General features: G+C 71.8%; 12 protein-coding genes and 1 pseudogene. 7 read left to right on the top strand and 6 right to left on the bottom strand.

Features of this window, described 5'->3' with window-relative positions; translation table 11 throughout:
• Both ACWEN3_RS03645 and pgi read left to right on the top strand, forming a co-directional pair.
• On the top strand, positions 1-437 hold a 437-nt coding region (locus ACWEN3_RS03645), incomplete at its 5' end, for an MFS transporter (protein ID WP_452965186.1).
• Positions 438-489: 52 nt separating this feature from the next.
• Positions 490-2,139 carry a glucose-6-phosphate isomerase gene (pgi, locus tag ACWEN3_RS03640; RefSeq protein WP_452965183.1) on the top strand — a complete coding sequence of 550 codons (1,650 nt, stop codon included), beginning with the start codon at positions 490-492 and terminating at the stop codon, positions 2,137-2,139.
• Between the two features lie 3 nt (positions 2,140-2,142).
• On the opposite strand, the pseudogene ACWEN3_RS03635 reads toward pgi, so the two are convergent.
• The 3 genes and pseudogenes from ACWEN3_RS03635 to ACWEN3_RS03625 form a co-directional block, all read right to left on the bottom strand.
• A pseudogene (locus tag ACWEN3_RS03635) lies at positions 2,143-4,424 on the bottom strand (FtsX-like permease family protein).
• A 34-nt stretch (positions 4,425-4,458) separates the two neighbouring features.
• Positions 4,459-5,208 (bottom strand): ABC transporter ATP-binding protein, encoded by a 750-nt coding sequence (locus ACWEN3_RS03630; RefSeq protein WP_452965181.1) that lies wholly within the window; start codon positions 5,206-5,208, stop codon positions 4,459-4,461.
• On the bottom strand, positions 5,205-5,720 hold the full coding sequence (locus tag ACWEN3_RS03625) for a PadR family transcriptional regulator (protein ID WP_452965180.1): 516 nt from the start codon (positions 5,718-5,720) through the stop codon (positions 5,205-5,207). Before ACWEN3_RS03625 ends, ACWEN3_RS03630 begins: the two co-directional genes overlap by 4 nt.
• A 123-nt stretch (positions 5,721-5,843) precedes the next feature.
• On the opposite strand from ACWEN3_RS03625, the gene ACWEN3_RS03620 reads away from it, so the two are divergent.
• The 5 genes from ACWEN3_RS03620 (at position 5,844) to ACWEN3_RS03600 (ending at position 12,480) form a co-directional block, all read left to right on the top strand.
• Positions 5,844-7,115 carry an ABC transporter substrate-binding protein gene (locus ACWEN3_RS03620; RefSeq protein ID WP_452965177.1) on the top strand — a complete coding sequence of 424 codons (1,272 nt, stop codon included), beginning with the start codon at positions 5,844-5,846 and terminating at the stop codon, positions 7,113-7,115.
• Between the two features lie 171 nt (positions 7,116-7,286).
• Entirely contained in the window at positions 7,287-8,906 is a 1,620-nt protein-coding gene (locus ACWEN3_RS03615) for a glycoside hydrolase family 13 protein (RefSeq protein WP_452965175.1), read from the top strand.
• A gap of 37 nt (positions 8,907-8,943) precedes the next feature.
• A complete protein-coding gene (locus ACWEN3_RS03610) occupies positions 8,944-10,269 on the top strand; it encodes an ABC transporter substrate-binding protein (protein WP_452965172.1) in 1,326 nt (441 codons plus the stop codon).
• Positions 10,270-10,277: 8 nt separating this feature from the next.
• Entirely contained in the window at positions 10,278-11,630 is a 1,353-nt protein-coding gene (locus ACWEN3_RS03605; protein ID WP_452965169.1) for an ABC transporter permease subunit, read from the top strand.
• Positions 11,631-11,640: 10 nt separating this feature from the next.
• A complete protein-coding gene (locus ACWEN3_RS03600) occupies positions 11,641-12,480 on the top strand; it encodes a carbohydrate ABC transporter permease (RefSeq protein ID WP_452965167.1) in 840 nt (279 codons plus the stop codon).
• Positions 12,481-12,575: 95 nt separating this feature from the next.
• Here ACWEN3_RS03600 and pgl read toward each other — a convergent pair whose 3' ends face one another.
• The 3 genes from pgl to zwf are packed head-to-tail and all read right to left on the bottom strand — an operon-like array spanning position 12,576 to position 15,951.
• Positions 12,576-13,358, bottom strand: coding sequence for a 6-phosphogluconolactonase (gene pgl, locus ACWEN3_RS03595; protein ID WP_452965165.1), 783 nt, complete (start codon positions 13,356-13,358; stop codon positions 12,576-12,578).
• Positions 13,355-14,416, bottom strand: coding sequence for a glucose-6-phosphate dehydrogenase assembly protein OpcA (gene opcA / locus ACWEN3_RS03590; RefSeq protein ID WP_452965162.1), 1,062 nt, complete (start codon positions 14,414-14,416; stop codon positions 13,355-13,357). The genes pgl and opcA overlap by 4 nt, the downstream gene beginning before the upstream one ends.
• Complete coding sequence (zwf, locus tag ACWEN3_RS03585) at positions 14,413-15,951, bottom strand: glucose-6-phosphate dehydrogenase (RefSeq protein WP_452965159.1); 1,539 nt, start codon at positions 15,949-15,951, stop codon at positions 14,413-14,415. Before zwf ends, opcA begins: the two co-directional genes overlap by 4 nt.

Here is a 15,951-nt window from a genome sequence, read left to right as displayed (position 1 = left end):
GGGGAGCGCTGAACCGGCGGATCACGGCCCGGTTCGGCCCGCTGCGGACCGTGCTGCTCGCCGGCACCGTGCAGACCGGCGCCCTCCTCGTCATGGGGTCCGTGCGCAGCCTGGCCGCCCTGGTGGCCGCCCTCGCCGTCTTCGGCTGCATGGGCATGCTGTGGAACGTCAACACGACGACCCTGATGCAGCAGCGCGGCCCCGCCGCCATGCTCGGCCGGGTGAGCTCCGCCTTCCGCACCCTGGCCGTCGCCGGAGCCCCGCTGGGCGCCCTGCTCGGCGGCGCCGTGGCCACCGCCTGGGGCCCGGGCACACCGGCCCTGCTCACGGCCGCCTTCTTCGTGCTGTCCGTCACCGCCCTGATACCGGCGCGCAAGCCGGACGTACCTGAAGTTGCGCCGGACGACGATGTCACGACGGCTCGCGCCCCAGGGTGATCAATTAGGTTGGAACAGCTGGGACAGGCACGAAAGAAGGCTGAAGTCGGATATGAACGCAGACGGCCGTACCAGGCTCAACCAGACACCCGAGTGGACCGCTCTGGCCAAGCACCGGGAGGAACTGGCCGACACCCATTTGAGGGACCTGTTCGCCGCCGATCCGCAGCGCGGCGCCGGGTACACCCTCCAGGTCGGTGACCTCCACATCGACTATTCGAAGCACCTGGTCACCGACGAGACGCTGCGGCTGCTGCGCGAGCTGGCCGCGGCGACGGACGTGTTCGGGCTGCGGGACGCCATGTTCCGCGGCGAGAAGATCAACGTCACGGAGGACCGGGCGGTTCTGCACACCGCGCTGCGCGCCCCGCGCGACGCGGTGATCGAGGTGGACGGCGAGAACGTGGTGCCGAAGGTGCACGCGGTCCTCGACAAGATGGCCGGCTTCGCCGACCGGGTGCGCTCCGGCGAGTGGACCGGTCACACCGGCAGGCGGATCAGGAACGTCGTCAACATCGGCATCGGCGGCTCCGACCTCGGCCCCGCGATGGCCTACGAGGTGCTGCGCAGCTTCACGGACCGCGACCTGACCGTCCGCTTCGTCTCCAACGTGGACGGCGCCGACCTGCACGAGGCCACCCGCGACCTGGACCCGGCGGAGACCCTGTTCATCGTCGCGTCCAAGACGTTCACCACGATCGAGACGATCACCAACGCCACCTCGGCGCGCAAGTGGCTGGTGGACGCGCTCGGGGCCGAGGACGCGGTGGCCAAGCACTTCGTGGCGCTGTCGACGAACGCCGGGAAGGTCACCGAGTTCGGCATCGACCCGGACAACATGTTCGAGTTCTGGGACTGGGTCGGCGGCCGGTACTCGTACGACTCCGCGATCGGCCTGTCGCTGATGATCGCGATCGGACCCGACCGCTTCCGGGAGATGCTGGACGGCTTCCGGCTGGTCGACGACCACTTCCGCACCGCGCCCGCCGAGGCGAACGTCCCGCTGCTGATGGGCCTGCTGGGCATCTGGTACGGCGACTTCCATGACGCGCAGTCGCACGCCGTGCTGCCGTACAGCCACTACCTGTCCAGGTTCACCGCGTACCTCCAGCAGCTGGACATGGAGTCCAACGGCAAGTACGTGGCGCGCGACGGCAAGCAGGTCGACTGGCAGACCGGCCCGGTCGTCTGGGGCACGCCCGGCACCAACGGGCAGCACGCCTACTACCAGTTGATCCACCAGGGCACCAAGCTCATCCCGGCGGACTTCATCGGCTTCGCCGAGCCGGTCGCCGAGCTGAGCGCGGAACTCAAAGCACAGCACGACCTGTTGATGGCCAACTTCTTCGCGCAGACCCAGGCGCTCGCCTTCGGCAAGACCGCCGAGGAGGTCCGCGCCGAGGGGGTGGCCGAGGAACTGGTCCCGCACAAGACCTTCCAGGGCAACCGGCCGACCACGACGATCCTCGCCGCCGAGCTGACCCCGTCGGTGCTGGGACAGCTCGTCGCGCTGTACGAGCACAAGGTGTTCGTACAGGGCGCCGTGTGGAACATCGACTCCTTCGACCAGTGGGGCGTCGAGCTCGGCAAGGTGTTGGCGAAGCGGGTCGAGCCGGCGCTCACGGAAGGGGCGGAGGTGCCGGGTCTCGACGCGTCCACCCGGGCGCTGGTGGCCAAGTACCGGTCGCTGCGCGGACGCTGACCCTCACACCACCGCGTTCACGCCGTCCGTCGGCCTGCGTCTCGCCGCCCGGGACGCAGGCACCGCGGACAGCAGGGCCGCACCGAGGACCGCGGCCAGGCCGAGCGACAGGAGCAGCACCGGTGACGGGGACCGGGCGATGCCGGAGCCGATGCCGCTGGAGCTGCCCTGGGCGTCGATCAGCCGGTGGGCCAGCGGCAGCCCCAGGGCCGTACCGGCGACCGCCGCCGCCAGGGCCGTACAGCTCGTCGCCGTGACGGTGATCGCGGTGATCTGCCGCGGGGACATGCCGATCGCCTTCAGCGCCAGCACGTCCCGCTCGCCCTCGCGGACGCTGCCGCCGATCGCGGTGAGCAGTTCGACGAGCCCGATGAGGCCGAGAACGGCGACCAGCCCGGCGACGACCGCGCGCAGCGGGGACAGCCCGTCGGCGGGGTTGGTCACGGCGTTCACGTCCAGGTGGCCCCGGCCGGCCGCGGTGAGCGCGGCCGCCACCAGGTGCGGGTCGGCGCCGGGGCGCAGCCGCAGTTCGTAGAAGGCCGCGGCGAGCCCGGGGTCGTCGTCGCGCAGGGTGTCCAGCGAGGTGGTCACCACCCGGCCGGCGTTCTGCGGCTCGATGCTGCGGCCCACGATGTGCAGGATCTGCGGCCGGTCGCCCACCGTCATCCGCACCCAGTCGCCGACCCGCGCGTGCAGCAGGTCCAGCAGGCCCTGGCCGGCCACCGCCTCCTCCGGCCCGCGTGCGGCCCGGCCCTCGGCGAGGGTGCAGGGGTAGGGCTCTGCGCGGGTGCCGACACCGCGCAGGGCGATGGTGCCGGTCTGCCCGGGGACCAGCGCGGCCACCTCGACGCCGGGATAGGCGGCGGCGACCCTGGGGTCCCCGGTCAGCAGGGACCGTACGCCGGAGGGGGCCAGTGAGCCGTCCGAGCGGACCGTGAGCGCGGTGGGCAGCCCCACGCGTTCCGGACTGCTGTGGAAGCGGCCGATGGTGGTCCAGGCGCTGAGCGCCACCACGATCAGCAGCAGCGGCAGGGTCAGCCGGGCCACGGTGGCCAGCGAGCGGCCGCGGCCTGCGAACGCCTTGTGGCAGCCGAGGACCAGCGCGGCCGGCAGCCGCAGCCCGAGCGCCTGCCGGGCGAGACCGGTCAGCCGGCCGCCGGCCGGCCCGGAGGGGCGCGGCACCGGCACCGGAGGCACCCGCCCGGCCCGCCAGGCCGCCAGGCCCGTGGTCAGCGCGATGAACAGCACCGCGCCCACGGGCACCACGAACAGCGCCACGGTGTGCCCGGGCAGGCCCTGCCACACGCGCACGGCGTCGCCGAGCCGGCCGGGATCCGGCTGCCCAGCGCCTCGGTGAGCGCCGCGGCGGCCACGGCGCCGAGCACGGCGTACGCGAGGTGCTGGAGCAGGAAGATCCGCACCACCTGACCGGGCGTGAAGCCGATCGCCTTCAGCACCGACAGATCGCGCAGATGGCCGCGGATGCGGGTGGCGATCGCCCCGTGCACCGCGAACCCGGCGGCGATCAGGGCGCCCAGACCGAACAGTCCGAGCACCTGTCCCAGCAGCCGGTTGTCCCCCTGCGCCTCGGCACGGGCCTGCTGCCAGGTGGAGACCTCGCCGACCGCGCCCGCGCCCAGCACGGTGACGGCGCGCTGCACCGCGTAGTCGGTGTCGGCCGGGTCGCCGAGCCGCAGCCCGATCACCTGGCCGCCGGGCGCCCGGACCGCGGCCGGCAGGGCCCAGACCAGGCCCGGCTGTTCACCCGGGCTGTAGTGGGGCTCGGCGCTGTCCGCGATGCCCTCGACGGTCAGGGCGCGGGCCGTGCCGGGCAGCGTGAGGGTGTCCCCGGGCTCGGCCAGCAGGGCCCGGGCGAGGCTGCTCTCCAGCACCACACCGTTCGGCTCGGCCGGGTCCAGCCAGTGCCCGGCGGTGAGCAGCGGGCGGCCGACGGAGGGCAGCCGCGGGGTGCCGCGCAGCTCAGCGGAGGCTCGGGTGCCGCGCACGGCGACGGTGGCGGACTCGGTGGGGTAGGGGCCGGCGACGGACTCCACCCCGTCCAGGCGGGCGAGCTTGCGGGCGTCGGCGGAGGGGACGGTGTGGATCCACACGTGTGCCCCGCGCACCTCGGCGAAGGTCCGCTGCCAGGGGTTGGTGGCATAGCCGAACAGGGCGGTGGCCAGCAGCAGCGAGGCCACGATCCCGGCCGTGGCCAGCACCAGGAACAGCGCCTCGCCACGGTGCGTGCGCAGATCGGAGTGCGCCCAGCGCAGGGTGGCCCGCACGTCCCTCAGGTCCAGCACGATGGCTCCCGCACGGTCAGTCCCTGAGTTCGAGCACACCGGAGATGCCGGCACGGCGGGACGGCACGCCGTCCAGGGCGGCGTCGTCGGCGATCCGGCCGTCGAAGAAGCTGATCACCCGGTCCGCGGCGCTCGCGAGCCGGGCGTCGTGGGTGACGAGGACGATGCTCTGCCCGCGTCCGTGGAACCGGGACAGCAGCCGCATGACCTCGCGGGTGCCCTTGCTGTCCAGGCTGCCGGCGGGCTCGTCGGCCAGCAGCAGCGGCGGATGGTTGACCAGGGCCCGGGCGAGGGCGACCCGCTGCTGTTCGCCGCCGGACAGCTCGCCCGGCATGCTGCGCTCCTTGCCGTCGAGGCCCAGCTCGGCGAGGAGGGCCTCGCGTTCGGCGCGGGCCTTCTTCGGCGGGACGCCGGCCAGCAGGGCGGGCAGCTCCACGTTGTCGGCGACGGACAGGTTGGACACCAGGTTGAAGAACTGGAAGACGATCCCGATGGCCTTGCGGCGCTCCACCGCCCAGCGCGCCTCGCTGAAGGAGTCGGTGCACCGGCCGTCGAGCCAGATGCTGCCGCTGTCCGGCCGCTGGAGCCCGCCGAGCAGGTGCAGCAGCGTCGACTTCCCGGCCCCGGACGGCCCGGTGACCGCCACGAACTCGCCGGGCGCCACGCTCAGGTCGACCCCGCGCACGGCGTGCGCCGGAGCGCCCTCGCCGTGGTGGGTCTTCACCAGGCCCTCGGCGCGCAGCACCGGAGGACGGCCGTCGCTCACTCCAGTTCCTCCAGTTCCTCCTGGCAGCGCTCCAGCCAGTCGAGGTCGGCCTGGAGGTGCAGCATCGCGCCCTCGATCAGCAGTTGGGCGATTCGGTTGTCCCGGTTCTCGGCCGCGGCCAGTTTCGACAGGTTGCGCATGGTGTTGAGGTACTGGCGCCGCTGCTTGTTGATGAGGGCGATCTGCTCGGCGAGACCGGTCTGCGGGGCGAGGGCGAGCTTCATGAAGAACTCGTCCCGGACCCGCGGCTCGTCCTCGGTCTCCTCGAACCAGGCGCGCAGCGCCTCACGCCCGGCGTCGGTGAGGTGGTAGACCTTCTTGTTGGGTCGGCTGGACTGCTCGACGTCCTCGCCCTCGATCAGTCCCGACTTCTCGAGGCGGCCGAGGGTGACGTATATCTGGCCGACGTTCGGCTGAGGGTACGCGGAGCCCAGCAGTTGCTCAAGGTCCTGTTTCAGCTCGTAGCCGTGGGCCGGGCCGCGTGCCAGGAGTGCCAGGAGGGGCAGGCGCACTCGTGCTGTCCTCCTGTCTGGTCAATGTGCTCCAGGCCCTAGTATCGCCCATACCTAACAGGTATACATGGCCTCTGACCCGGGGCGAGGGTGCCCGCGGTGCCGGTGTACAGGGAGGAACCTATGCGGTGGATACGCGCCGCCGGTAGGGGCCTCCTCGTTCTCGTTGTGATCATGACCGGCTACGTGGCCTCCGGCGCCCACGCCGACGAGGGCGCCCGCGACGGCCGCGGCCCGCTCACCCTGGCCACGGCGGGCGATCTCACCGGCTATCTGGGCCCGCTGCTGCAGGGCTGGAACCGTACCCACCCCGGCGAGAAGGTCACCCTGGTCGAGCTGCCGGACTCCGCCGACGAGACCCATGCGCAGATGACCACGGACCTGCGCGGCGGGGACCGGGGTCGCTTCGACGTGCTGAACATCGACGTCAACTGGACCTCGGAGTTCGCGGCGGCCGGCTGGATCCGCCCGCTGCCCCGGGACCGATTCCCGCTGAAGAGCTTCCTGCCGCCGGTCGTGGACACGGCGACGTACGACGGACGGCTCTACGCGGTCCCGTATGTCACCAATGCCGGGCTTCTCCTGTACCGCAAGGACCTCCTCGCCAAGGAGGGCGTGCCTCCGCCGCGTACCTGGGCCGAGCTGGAGCACGACGCGAAGACCATCGCGCCCAAGTACGGGATCGGCGGCTACGCGGGCCAGTTCCTCCCCTACGAGGGCCTCACCGTGAACGCGGCCGAGGCGGTGTACTCGGCGGGCGGCACCATCCTCGGCGGCGAGGGAAAGCGGGTCACCGTCGACTCGGCGGCCGCCCGCGAGGGCATCGGGTTCCTCGCTCGCGGCATCCGCGAGGGCTGGATCCCGAAGCAGGCGCTGACGTACAAGGAGGAGGAGTCCAAACAGGCGTTCCAGGACGGCGGGCTGCTCTTCCTGCGCAACTGGCCCTACGCCTACGCCGTCGCCTCCGCCAGGGGCTCAAAGGTCGCCGGGAGGATCGGCGCCGTGCCGATACCCGGGCCCGACGGTCCGGGGACGAGCGTCCTCGGCGGCTCCAACCTCGCCGTCAACACGCATGCGCGGCACCCCGACTCCGCCGCACGTCTGATCGCCTACCTCACCAGCGCGCGCGTCCAGCGCCAGGTGCTCGTGCGGGGCTCGCTGCCTCCCGTGCGCGCCGCGCTGTACGAGGACCCCGCGCTCGTACGGCAGTTCCCCTATCTGCCGACCCTGCGCACCGCCGTGCTCACCGCCAGGCCGCGCCCCAAGAGCGCGCACTACGACCAGGTCAGCCTGGCGGTGCAGGCCATCGTGCACGACGCGCTGACCGGGCGGGAGACGCCGGGGCAGGCCGTGCGCCGGCTGGCGCGAGAGCTCGACGCCATCGCCCGTCGATAGTTACCTGTTAAGTAACGCCGTCATCACGACTGTGCTCGCCTTGCGGTGAGATGCCCCGATTTCAGCGGTCAACTGCTCGGTAGCTTCCGTTCATTTCATTGACACCCTCCTGCGACGCCTACCTAACATGCATGCATAACGGCCCCCCTCTTCAGAGACAGGTCCACAGGGTTGAACAGGCATCATTGGTGGCGCGACGCGGTGATCTACCAGGTGTACGTCCGCAGCTTCCTGGACAGCACCGGCGACGGCATCGGCGATCTCGCCGGGGTCCGCGCCGGACTGCCGTACCTGAAGAAGCTCGGCGTCGACGGCATCTGGCTGAGCCCGTTCTACCCCTCGCCGCAGCACGACCACGGCTACGACGTGGCCGACTACCGCGGCGTCGACCCGCTCTTCGGCGACCTCGACGAGTTCGACCTGCTGATGGCGGCCGCCCGCCGGCTCGGCATCCGGGTGCTCCTCGACATCGTCCCCAACCACTGCTCCAGCGAGCACCCGTGGTTCCGGGAGGCCCTGCGCAGCGCACCCGGCAGCCCGGCCCGCGCCCGCTTCCACTTCGCCGACGGCCGCGGCCCGGACGGCGCCGAACCGCCCAACAACTGGCACGCCATGTTCGGCGGCCCGGCCTGGACCCGCGTCACCGAGCCCGACGGCCGCCCCGGCCAGTGGTACCTGCACATGTTCACGCCCGAACAGCCCGACTGGAACTGGCGCGACCCCGAGATACCCGCCGAGTTCGACCGCGTCCTGCGCTTCTGGCTGGACCGGGGCGTGGACGGCTTCCGCATCGACGTCGCCGCCGGGCTGTTCAAGCACCCGGACCTGCCCGACTCCGACGACCCCGAGGCCGACGCCCGCACCCGCGACTCGGTCAACCCGCTCGCCTGGAACCAGCCCGAGGTGCACGAGGTGTGGCGCCGCTGGCGCTCGACCTGCGAGGAGTACCGCGCACGCGACGGCCGCGAACGCCTCCTGGTCGGCGAGGTCTCCGTCCCCACCGCCCGCGAACACGCCCTCTACGTCCGCCCCGACGAACTCCACCAGGCCTTCTTCTTCGACCTGCTCGGCGCCTCCTGGGACGCCGACGCCTTCCGCAAGGTCATCTCCGAGGCCATGCAGGACATCGCCGGCACCGGCTCCACGGTCACCTGGGTCCTCAACAACCACGACCAGGTCCGCACCGTCACCCGCTACGGCGAACCCGCCACCGGGGGCAGCGGCCTCGGCGCCGCCCGCGCCCGCGCCGCAGCCCTGCTGATGCTGGCGCTGCCCGGCGCCGCGTACATCTACCAGGGCGAGGAACTGGGCCTGCCCGAGGTCGTCGACCTGCCCGACGACGTCCTCACCGACCCGATCTTCCGGCGCACCGGGAGCCGCGCCCGTATCCGCGACGGCTGCCGGGTGCCGCTGCCCTGGTCCGGGCAGGCCTCCCCGTTCGGCTTCACCTCCGGCGCCGAGGGCGCCAAGCCCTGGCTGCCGCAGCCGGAGTACTTCGCCGAGTACGCCACCGACCGCGCCCTCGCCGACACCCGCTCCTTCTGGCACCTGTACCGCGACGGCCTCCAACTGCGTTCGTCCCTGCCCCAGTTGGGCGAGGGGACGCTGCGCTGGCTGGACACCCCGCCGGGCGTCCTCGCCTTCGCCCGCGGCGACGGCCTGGTCTGCGCCGTCAACTTCACCACGTCCCCCACGCCCGCGCCGGTCTCCGGCACACCCCTGCTGTCCAGCGGCCCCGTCCCGCCCGGAGTCCTCCCCGGCTCCACGGCGGCCTGGTGGCTCGACCTCTGATCCCCGCCAACCCACCTTCCCGAAAGGTCCGTCAACGATGATGCGACGACGCACCACCCTGCTCACCGGCTGCACCGCCCTCACCCTCGCCCTCGGCGCCACCGCCTGCGGCGGCGGGTCCGTCTCGGCCGGCGGCGGTGACAAGGCGCTCAGCGGCCAGACCGTCACCGTGGCCGGCGTCTGGTCCGGCAGCGAGCAGAAGAACTTCCAGAAGGTGCTGGACGCGTTCACCGCGAAGACCGGCGCCAAGACCCAGTTCGTCTCCACCGGCGACAACGTCTCCACCGTCGTCGGCAGCAAGATCGAGGGCGGCAACGCGCCCGACGTCGTCATGGTCCCGCAGGTCGGCGTGCTCCAGCAGTTCGCCAAGAAGGGCTGGCTCAAGCCGCTGTCCGCCACCGCCCAGCAGACCGTCGGCGCCGACTACGCACCCGTGTGGCGCAAGTACGGCAGCGTCGACGGCACCCTCTACGGCCTCTACTTCAAGGCCGCCCACAAGTCGACGGTCTGGTACAGCCCGAACGCCCTCGCCCAGGCCGGGGTCAAGCCGCCCAAGACGTACGACGAGATGCTGAAGGCCGGCCACACCGTCTCCGACTCCGGGCTCGCCGCCTTCGCCATCGGCGGTGAGGACGGCTGGACCCTCACCGACTGGTTCGAGAACATCTACCTCTCCCAGGCCGGACCCGAGAAGTACGACGCCCTCGCCGCCCACAAGCTCAAGTGGACCGACCCCTCGGTCGTCCGGGCGCTCACCACGCTCGGCAAGCTGTTCAAGGACAAGCAGCTCATCGCGGGCGGCCAGAAGGAGGCCCTGAACACCGACTTCCCCGGCTCCGTGGAGAAGGTGTTCGGGCCCAAGCCGCAGGCCGGCATGGTCTACGAGGGCGACTTCGTGGCCGGCGTCGCCCACGACCAGTTCGGGAAGACCATCGGCAAGGACGCGAACTTCTACCCGTTCCCCGCGGTCGACGGCGGCACCGCACCGGTCGTCAGCGGCGGTGACGCGGCGGTCGTCCTCAAGGACGCCAAGAACGCCAAGGCGGGCATGAAGCTCCTGGAGTACCTGGCCACCCCCGAGGCCGCGGCCGTGTGGGCGAAGGCGGGCGGCTTCCTGTCCCCGAACAAGAAGCTCGACCTCGCCTCCTACGGCGACGACGTCACCCGCGCCACCGCCAGGTCCCTGGTCGGCGCCGGCGACTCGGTCCGCTTCGACATGTCCGACCAGGCGCCGGCGGCCTTCGGCGGCACCAAGGGCGCGGGCGAGTGGAAGCTGCTCCAGGACTTCCTGCGCGACCCCTCCGACCCGAAGGGCACCGCGGCCGAGCTGGAGTCCGCGGCCGCCAAGGCCTACCAGAACTGAGCGGAGCGATGACCGCCACCACACTCGTGAAGGGGCAGGCGGGCCCGCGGGCCGCCGGCGTGGCGCGCGGGCGCCGCAGCCGGCGGCGCGCCCGGCTGATCGCCCTGCTCTTCGTCTTCCCCGCCCTGCTCCTGCTCGGCGCGCTCGTCGTCTACCCGGTGCTGTTCTCCGTCGGCCGCAGCTTCTTCGACGCCTCCGGCACCCGGTTCGTCGGCGGCGGCAACTACGCCCAGATGTTCCGCGACCCGGCCACCCTGAAGGCCATCCGCAACACCACCATCTGGGTGGTCGTGGCCCCCGCCCTGCTGACCGGCCTCGGCCTGATCCTGGCCGTGCTGGTGGAGAAGGTCCGCTGGGCCACCGCCTTCAAGTTGCTGCTGTTCATGCCGATGGCGGTGTCCTTCCTGGCCGCCGGCATCATCTTCCGGCTCGCCTACGACGAGGACCCGAACAAGGGCGTCCTGAACGCCGCCGTGGTCTCCGTCCACGACGCCTTCGAGGGCTCGTCGGCGTATCCGACGGCACGCGGCCGCCAAGGACTGCTGACCCAGGACCCTGACGGCTCCTACGGTACGACCGCCTCGTCGGGCGGCTCGGTGACGCTCCCCATGGTCGGCGTACTGCCCAAGGACCTGCCCAAGGGCGCCTCGCCCGCCTACCCGGCGGCCGCGAGGAAGGCCGCGCCCGGCGAGCTGCGCGGGGTCGTCTACCTGGACTTCACCCCCGGTGGGGGCGGCAGGCAGGGCAAGGTGGACCCGCAGGAGAGCGGGCTGCCCGGCATGACGGTCCAGGCGGTGCGCGACGGACGGACGGTCGCGAGCGCGACGAGCGCGGCCGACGGGTCCTTCCGCTTCTCCGGGCTGCGCGCCGGCTCGTACACCGTGCGGCTGCCGGCGTCCAACTTCGCCCAGCCCTACCAGGGCGTCTCCTGGCTCGGCCCGACCCTGGTCACCCCGGCGATCATCGGCGCGTACCTGTGGATCTGGACGGGCTTCGCGATGGTGCTGATCGGCGCGGGCCTGTCCACGCTGCCCCGGGACGCGCTGGAGGCGGCCCGGATGGACGGGGCGAACGAGTGGCAGATCTTCCGCCGGATCACCGTCCCGCTGCTGGCACCCGTCCTGACGGTCGTGTTCGTGACCCTCGTGATCAATGTGATGAAGGTCTTCGACCTCGTCTACATCATCGCGCCCGGGCCGGTGCAGGAGGACGCCACCGTCCTCGCGACCCAGATGTGGCTCGTGTCCTTCGGCGGCGGCAACAACCAGGGCCTCGGCAGCGCGCTGGGCGTGCTGCTCCTGCTCCTGGTGATCCCGGCGATGGTCTTCAACGTCCGCCGTTTCCGCAAGAGCCAACGATGAGGAGTCAGCGATGAACGCGATCAGGCGCGGCCTGGGCAACGGCCTGGTGCAGGCCTTCCTGGTGGTGATCGGCCTGGTCTGGCTGACCCCGCTCGCGGGCCTCTTCGTCTCCTCCCTGCGCTCGGCGCAGGACACGGCGAAGGGCGGCTGGTGGACGGCGCTGGCCAGTCCCGGCCAGCTGTCCTTCGGCAACTACTCGGCGCTGCTGAAGAACTCCGGGATGACCCAGGCGTTCTGGAACACGGTGCTGATCTCGGTGCCGGCGACCACCCTCGTCGTCGTCCTCGCCGCGCTCGCCGGATATGCCTTCGCCTGGCTGGACTTCCCGCTCCGGGAGCCGCTGTTCCTGCTGGTGGTGGCCCTGTTGGTGGTGCCGGTGCAGATCGGTCTGCTGCCGGTGGCCAAACTGTTCGGCGCGCTGGGCCTGTTCGGCACGATCCCCGGCGTCGTCCTCTTCCACGTCGCCTACGGACTGCCGTTCGCGGTGTTCCTGCTCCGCAACTACTTCGCGGAGATGCCGAAGGAGATGCTGGAGGCGGCCCGCATGGACGGCGGCAGCGAGTGGCGCATCTTCACCCGGCTCGTCCTGCCGGTGGGGCGTCCCGCCCTCGCCTCACTCGCCATCTTCCAGTTCCTTTGGGTCTGGAACGACATGCTGGTCGCCCTGCTGTTCGCCGACAGCTCCTCCCAGCCGCTGACCGTGGAACTCCAGTCCCAGATCCGCCAGTTCGGCAGCAACATCGACGTCCTGGCGCCGGGTGCGTTCCTGTCCCTGATCGTGCCGGTGGTGGTGTTCTTCGCCTTCCAGCGGCACTTCGTGCAGGGCGTGATGGCGGGTTCGGTCAAGTGACCGAGCCCGCCGGGCTCACGGGTGACCGCCGGACGCCGACACCGGCGGGGCGGCGGGAGAGGGGCGGCAGCGGGAATCCGCCGCCGCCCCCTTCCTCACGGTGACGCCGGCGGATACAGCGAACGCGGCAGCTGCGATGCCGCCGCCGCGTCCAGCAGCCACAGGGTGCGGGAGCGGCCGACCGCACCCGCCGCCGGGGCCTGGATCTCGCCCGCGCCCGACAGGGCGATGGCCGCCGCCTCGGCCTTGTCCTCACCGGCCGCGAGGAGCCAGACCTCGCGGGCCGAGCGGATCGCCGGAAGGGTCAGGCTGATCCGGGTCGGCGGGGGCTTGGGGGCGCCGTGGACGCCCACCACCGTGCGCTCGGTCTCCCGCACGGCCGGCAGCTCCGGGAAGAGCGAGGCCACGTGGGTGTCCGGGCCGACGCCCAGCATCAGGACGTCGAAGGTGGGCACCGAGCCGTGGTTCTCCGGCCCGGCCGCCTTCGCCAGTTCCGCCGCGTACGCCTCGGCCGCCGCCTCGACGTCCGCACCGTACGGCCCGTCGGAGGCGGGCATGGCGTGCACGCGCTCCGGGTCCAGCGGGACGGAGTCCAGCAGGGCCTCGCGGGCCTGGGTGACATTGCGCTCGGGGTCGCCCTCGGGGAGATACCGCTCGTCGCCCCACCACAGGTCGAGGCGGCCCCAGTCGACGGCGTCCCGGGCCGGCGCCGCCGCCAGCGCGGCGAGCAGGCCGTTGCCGTTGCGGCCGCCCGTGAGGACCACGGACGCGGTGCCCCGGGAGGCCTGCGCGTCCACGATCTTCGTGATGAGACGGGCCGCGGCGGCCCGCGCCATCAGCTCCTTGTCACGGTGGACGACCAGCTGCGGAGTGTTCACTTCGCCGCCGCCTTCCTCGCCGGTGCCTTCTTCGCGGTCTTGGCCGCCGCCTTCTTCGCGGGAGCCTTGGCCGCGTCCTCCTCGGCCTCCGGCTCGGCGACCGCCTCGTCGGCGGACGGCTGCTGCTCCGGAACCGTGCTCAGCCGCTCCACGCCGTAGCGCAGGGCCGACGCGTAGGTGTCGTCCGGGTCGAGCCGGCGCAGTTCCTCCGCGATCAGCTCGGCGGTCTCCCGCCGCTTGAGCGCCACCGCGCGGGCCGGCTGGCCCTCGATGGTCAGCGTGGCCAGGGAGCCGTCCGCGCGGTCCAGGACGATCGGGCCGCAACTGGTGTCCATCCGGACCGCCGTCAGACCCGGGCCCGAGGACAGGGAGCGCTTCACCGGGACGTCCAGCCGGTCCGCGAGCCACATCGCCAGCAGCTCACAGCTCGGGTTGAACTCCTCGCCCTCCACCTCGACGGCCCGCACCTCGCAGATGACCTGGTCCAGGGCCGCCGCCAGCATCGAGCGCCACGGCGTGATCCGGGTCCAGGACAGGTCCGTGTCCCCGGGCGTGTAGCTCGCGGCGCGGGCCGACAGCTCCCGCACCGGCTGCTCGGCGGCGTAGGTGTCGGTGACCCGGCGCTGCGCCAGGGCGCCCAGCGGGTCCTTCGCCGGGTCCAGCGGGGCGTTCACCGGCCACCACACGACCACCGGCGCGTCCGGCAGCAGCAGCGGCAGCACGACCGAGTCGGCGTGGTCGACGACCTCGCCGTGCAGCCGGAGCACGACCGTCTCACCGGTGCCCGCGTCCGCGCCCACCCGCACCTCGGCGTCCAGCCGCGAGGACGTGCGGTCGCGCGGGGTGCGGGAGACCCGCCTGATGACCACCAGCGTGCGCGAGGGGTGTTCGCGCGATGCGTCGTTGGCGGCCTTCAGGGAGTCGTAGGCGTTCTCCTCGTCGGTGACGATGACGAGGGTGAGGACCATGCCGACGGCGGGTGTTCCGATGGCGCGGCGGCCCTGTACGAGCGCCTTGTTGATCTCTCCGGCGGTGGAGTCGGTCAGGTCTATCTTCATGGCCGGCGCCAGCTCCGTCCGTCTCGTGCGAGCATCTCGTCCGCCTCGGCGGGGCCCCAGGTGCCCGACTTGTACTGTGCGGGCTTGCCGTGCCTGTCCCAGTACTCCTCGATCGGGTCGAGGATCTTCCAGGACAGCTCGACCTCCTCCGTGCGCGGGAAGAGGTTGGCGTCGCCGAGCAGCACGTCCAGGATGAGCCGCTCGTAGGCCTCCGGGCTGGACTCGGTGAACGACTCGCCGTAGGCGAAGTCCATCGAGACGTCCCGGATCTCCATCGAGGTGCCCGGCACCTTGGAGCCGAAGCGGACCGTGATGCCCTCGTCCGGCTGGACGCGGATGACGATCGCGTTCTGGCCCAGCTCCTCCGTCGCCGTGTGGTCGAAGGGGGAGTGGGGCGCGCGCTGGAAGACGACGGCGATCTCGGTGACCCGGCGGCCGAGGCGCTTGCCGGTGCGCAGGTAGAAGGGGACACCCGCCCAGCGGCGGTTGTCGATCTCCAGCTTGATCGCGGCGTAGGTGTCGGTCTTCGACTTCTGGTCGATGCCGTCCTCTTCGAGGTAGCCGATGACCTTCTCGCCGCCCTGCCAGCCGCCCGCGTACTGCCCGCGCACGGTGCTGCGGCCGAGGTCCTTCGGCAGCCGTACCGCGCCGAGCACCTTCTCCTTCTCCGCGGCCAGCGCGTCCGCGCCGAAGGAGGCGGGCTCCTCCATGGCGGTGAGCGCCATGAGCTGGAGCAGGTGGTTCTGGATGACGTCACGGGCGGCGCCGATGCCGTCGTAGTAGCCGGCCCGGCCGCCGATGCCGATGTCCTCGGCCATGGTGATCTGCACGTGGTCCACGAAGGACCGGTTCCAGATCGGCTCGAACATCGTGTTGGCGAAGCGCAGCGCCAGGATGTTCTGGACGGTCTCCTTGCCGAGGTAGTGGTCGATCCGGAACACCTGCTCCGGTTCGAACACCTCGTGCACGATCGAGTTCAGTTCCTCGGCCGACCTCAGGTCGTGGCCGAACGGCTTCTCGATGACCGCGCGCCGCCAGGAACCGCCGGACTGGTCGGCGAGACCGTGCTTCTTCAGCTGCTGGATGACGACGGGGAAGGAGCGCGGCGGCACCGACAGGTAGAAGGCGAAGTTGCCGCCCGTGCCCTGGGCCTTGTCCAGCTCCTCGATGGTGGAGCGCAGCCGCTCGAACGCGTCGTCGTCGTCGAAGGTGCCCTGGACGAAGCGCATCCCCTGGATGAGCTGCTGCCAGACCTCCTCGCGGAAGGGGGTACGGGCGTGCGCCTTGACGGCGTCGTGGACCTCCTGCGCGAAGTCCTCGTTGGCCCACTCGCGGCGGGCGAAGCCCACCAGCGAGAAGCCCGGCGGCAGCAGACCCCGGTTGGCGAGGTCGTACACGGCGGGCATCAGCTTCTTGCGGGACAGGTCGCCCGTGACACCGAAGATGACCAGACCCGACGGCCCCGCGATACGCGGGAGCCGTCGGTCGGCCGGGTCACGAAGCGGGTTCGCTCCGGAACCGGAAACGGGTGACAA

The organism is Streptomyces sp. NPDC004561 (genome assembly GCF_053602155.1).
This window is presented reverse-complemented; position numbering and strand designations above follow the sequence as displayed.

What these genes read in the sequence shown, in the direction of transcription:
- opcA (WP_452965162.1), bottom strand. Translation starts at nt 14,416, where the DNA reads ATGAAGATAGACCTGACCGACTCCACCGCCGGAGAGATCAACAAGGCG.
- ACWEN3_RS03610 (WP_452965172.1), top strand. Translation starts at nt 8,944, where the DNA reads ATGATGCGACGACGCACCACCCTGCTCACCGGCTGCACCGCCCTCACC.
- ACWEN3_RS03620 (WP_452965177.1), top strand. Translation starts at nt 5,844, where the DNA reads ATGCGGTGGATACGCGCCGCCGGTAGGGGCCTCCTCGTTCTCGTTGTG.
- ACWEN3_RS03605 (WP_452965169.1), top strand. Translation starts at nt 10,278, where the DNA reads ATGACCGCCACCACACTCGTGAAGGGGCAGGCGGGCCCGCGGGCCGCC.
- pgi (WP_452965183.1), top strand. Translation starts at nt 490, where the DNA reads ATGAACGCAGACGGCCGTACCAGGCTCAACCAGACACCCGAGTGGACC.
- ACWEN3_RS03600 (WP_452965167.1), top strand. Translation starts at nt 11,641, where the DNA reads ATGAACGCGATCAGGCGCGGCCTGGGCAACGGCCTGGTGCAGGCCTTC.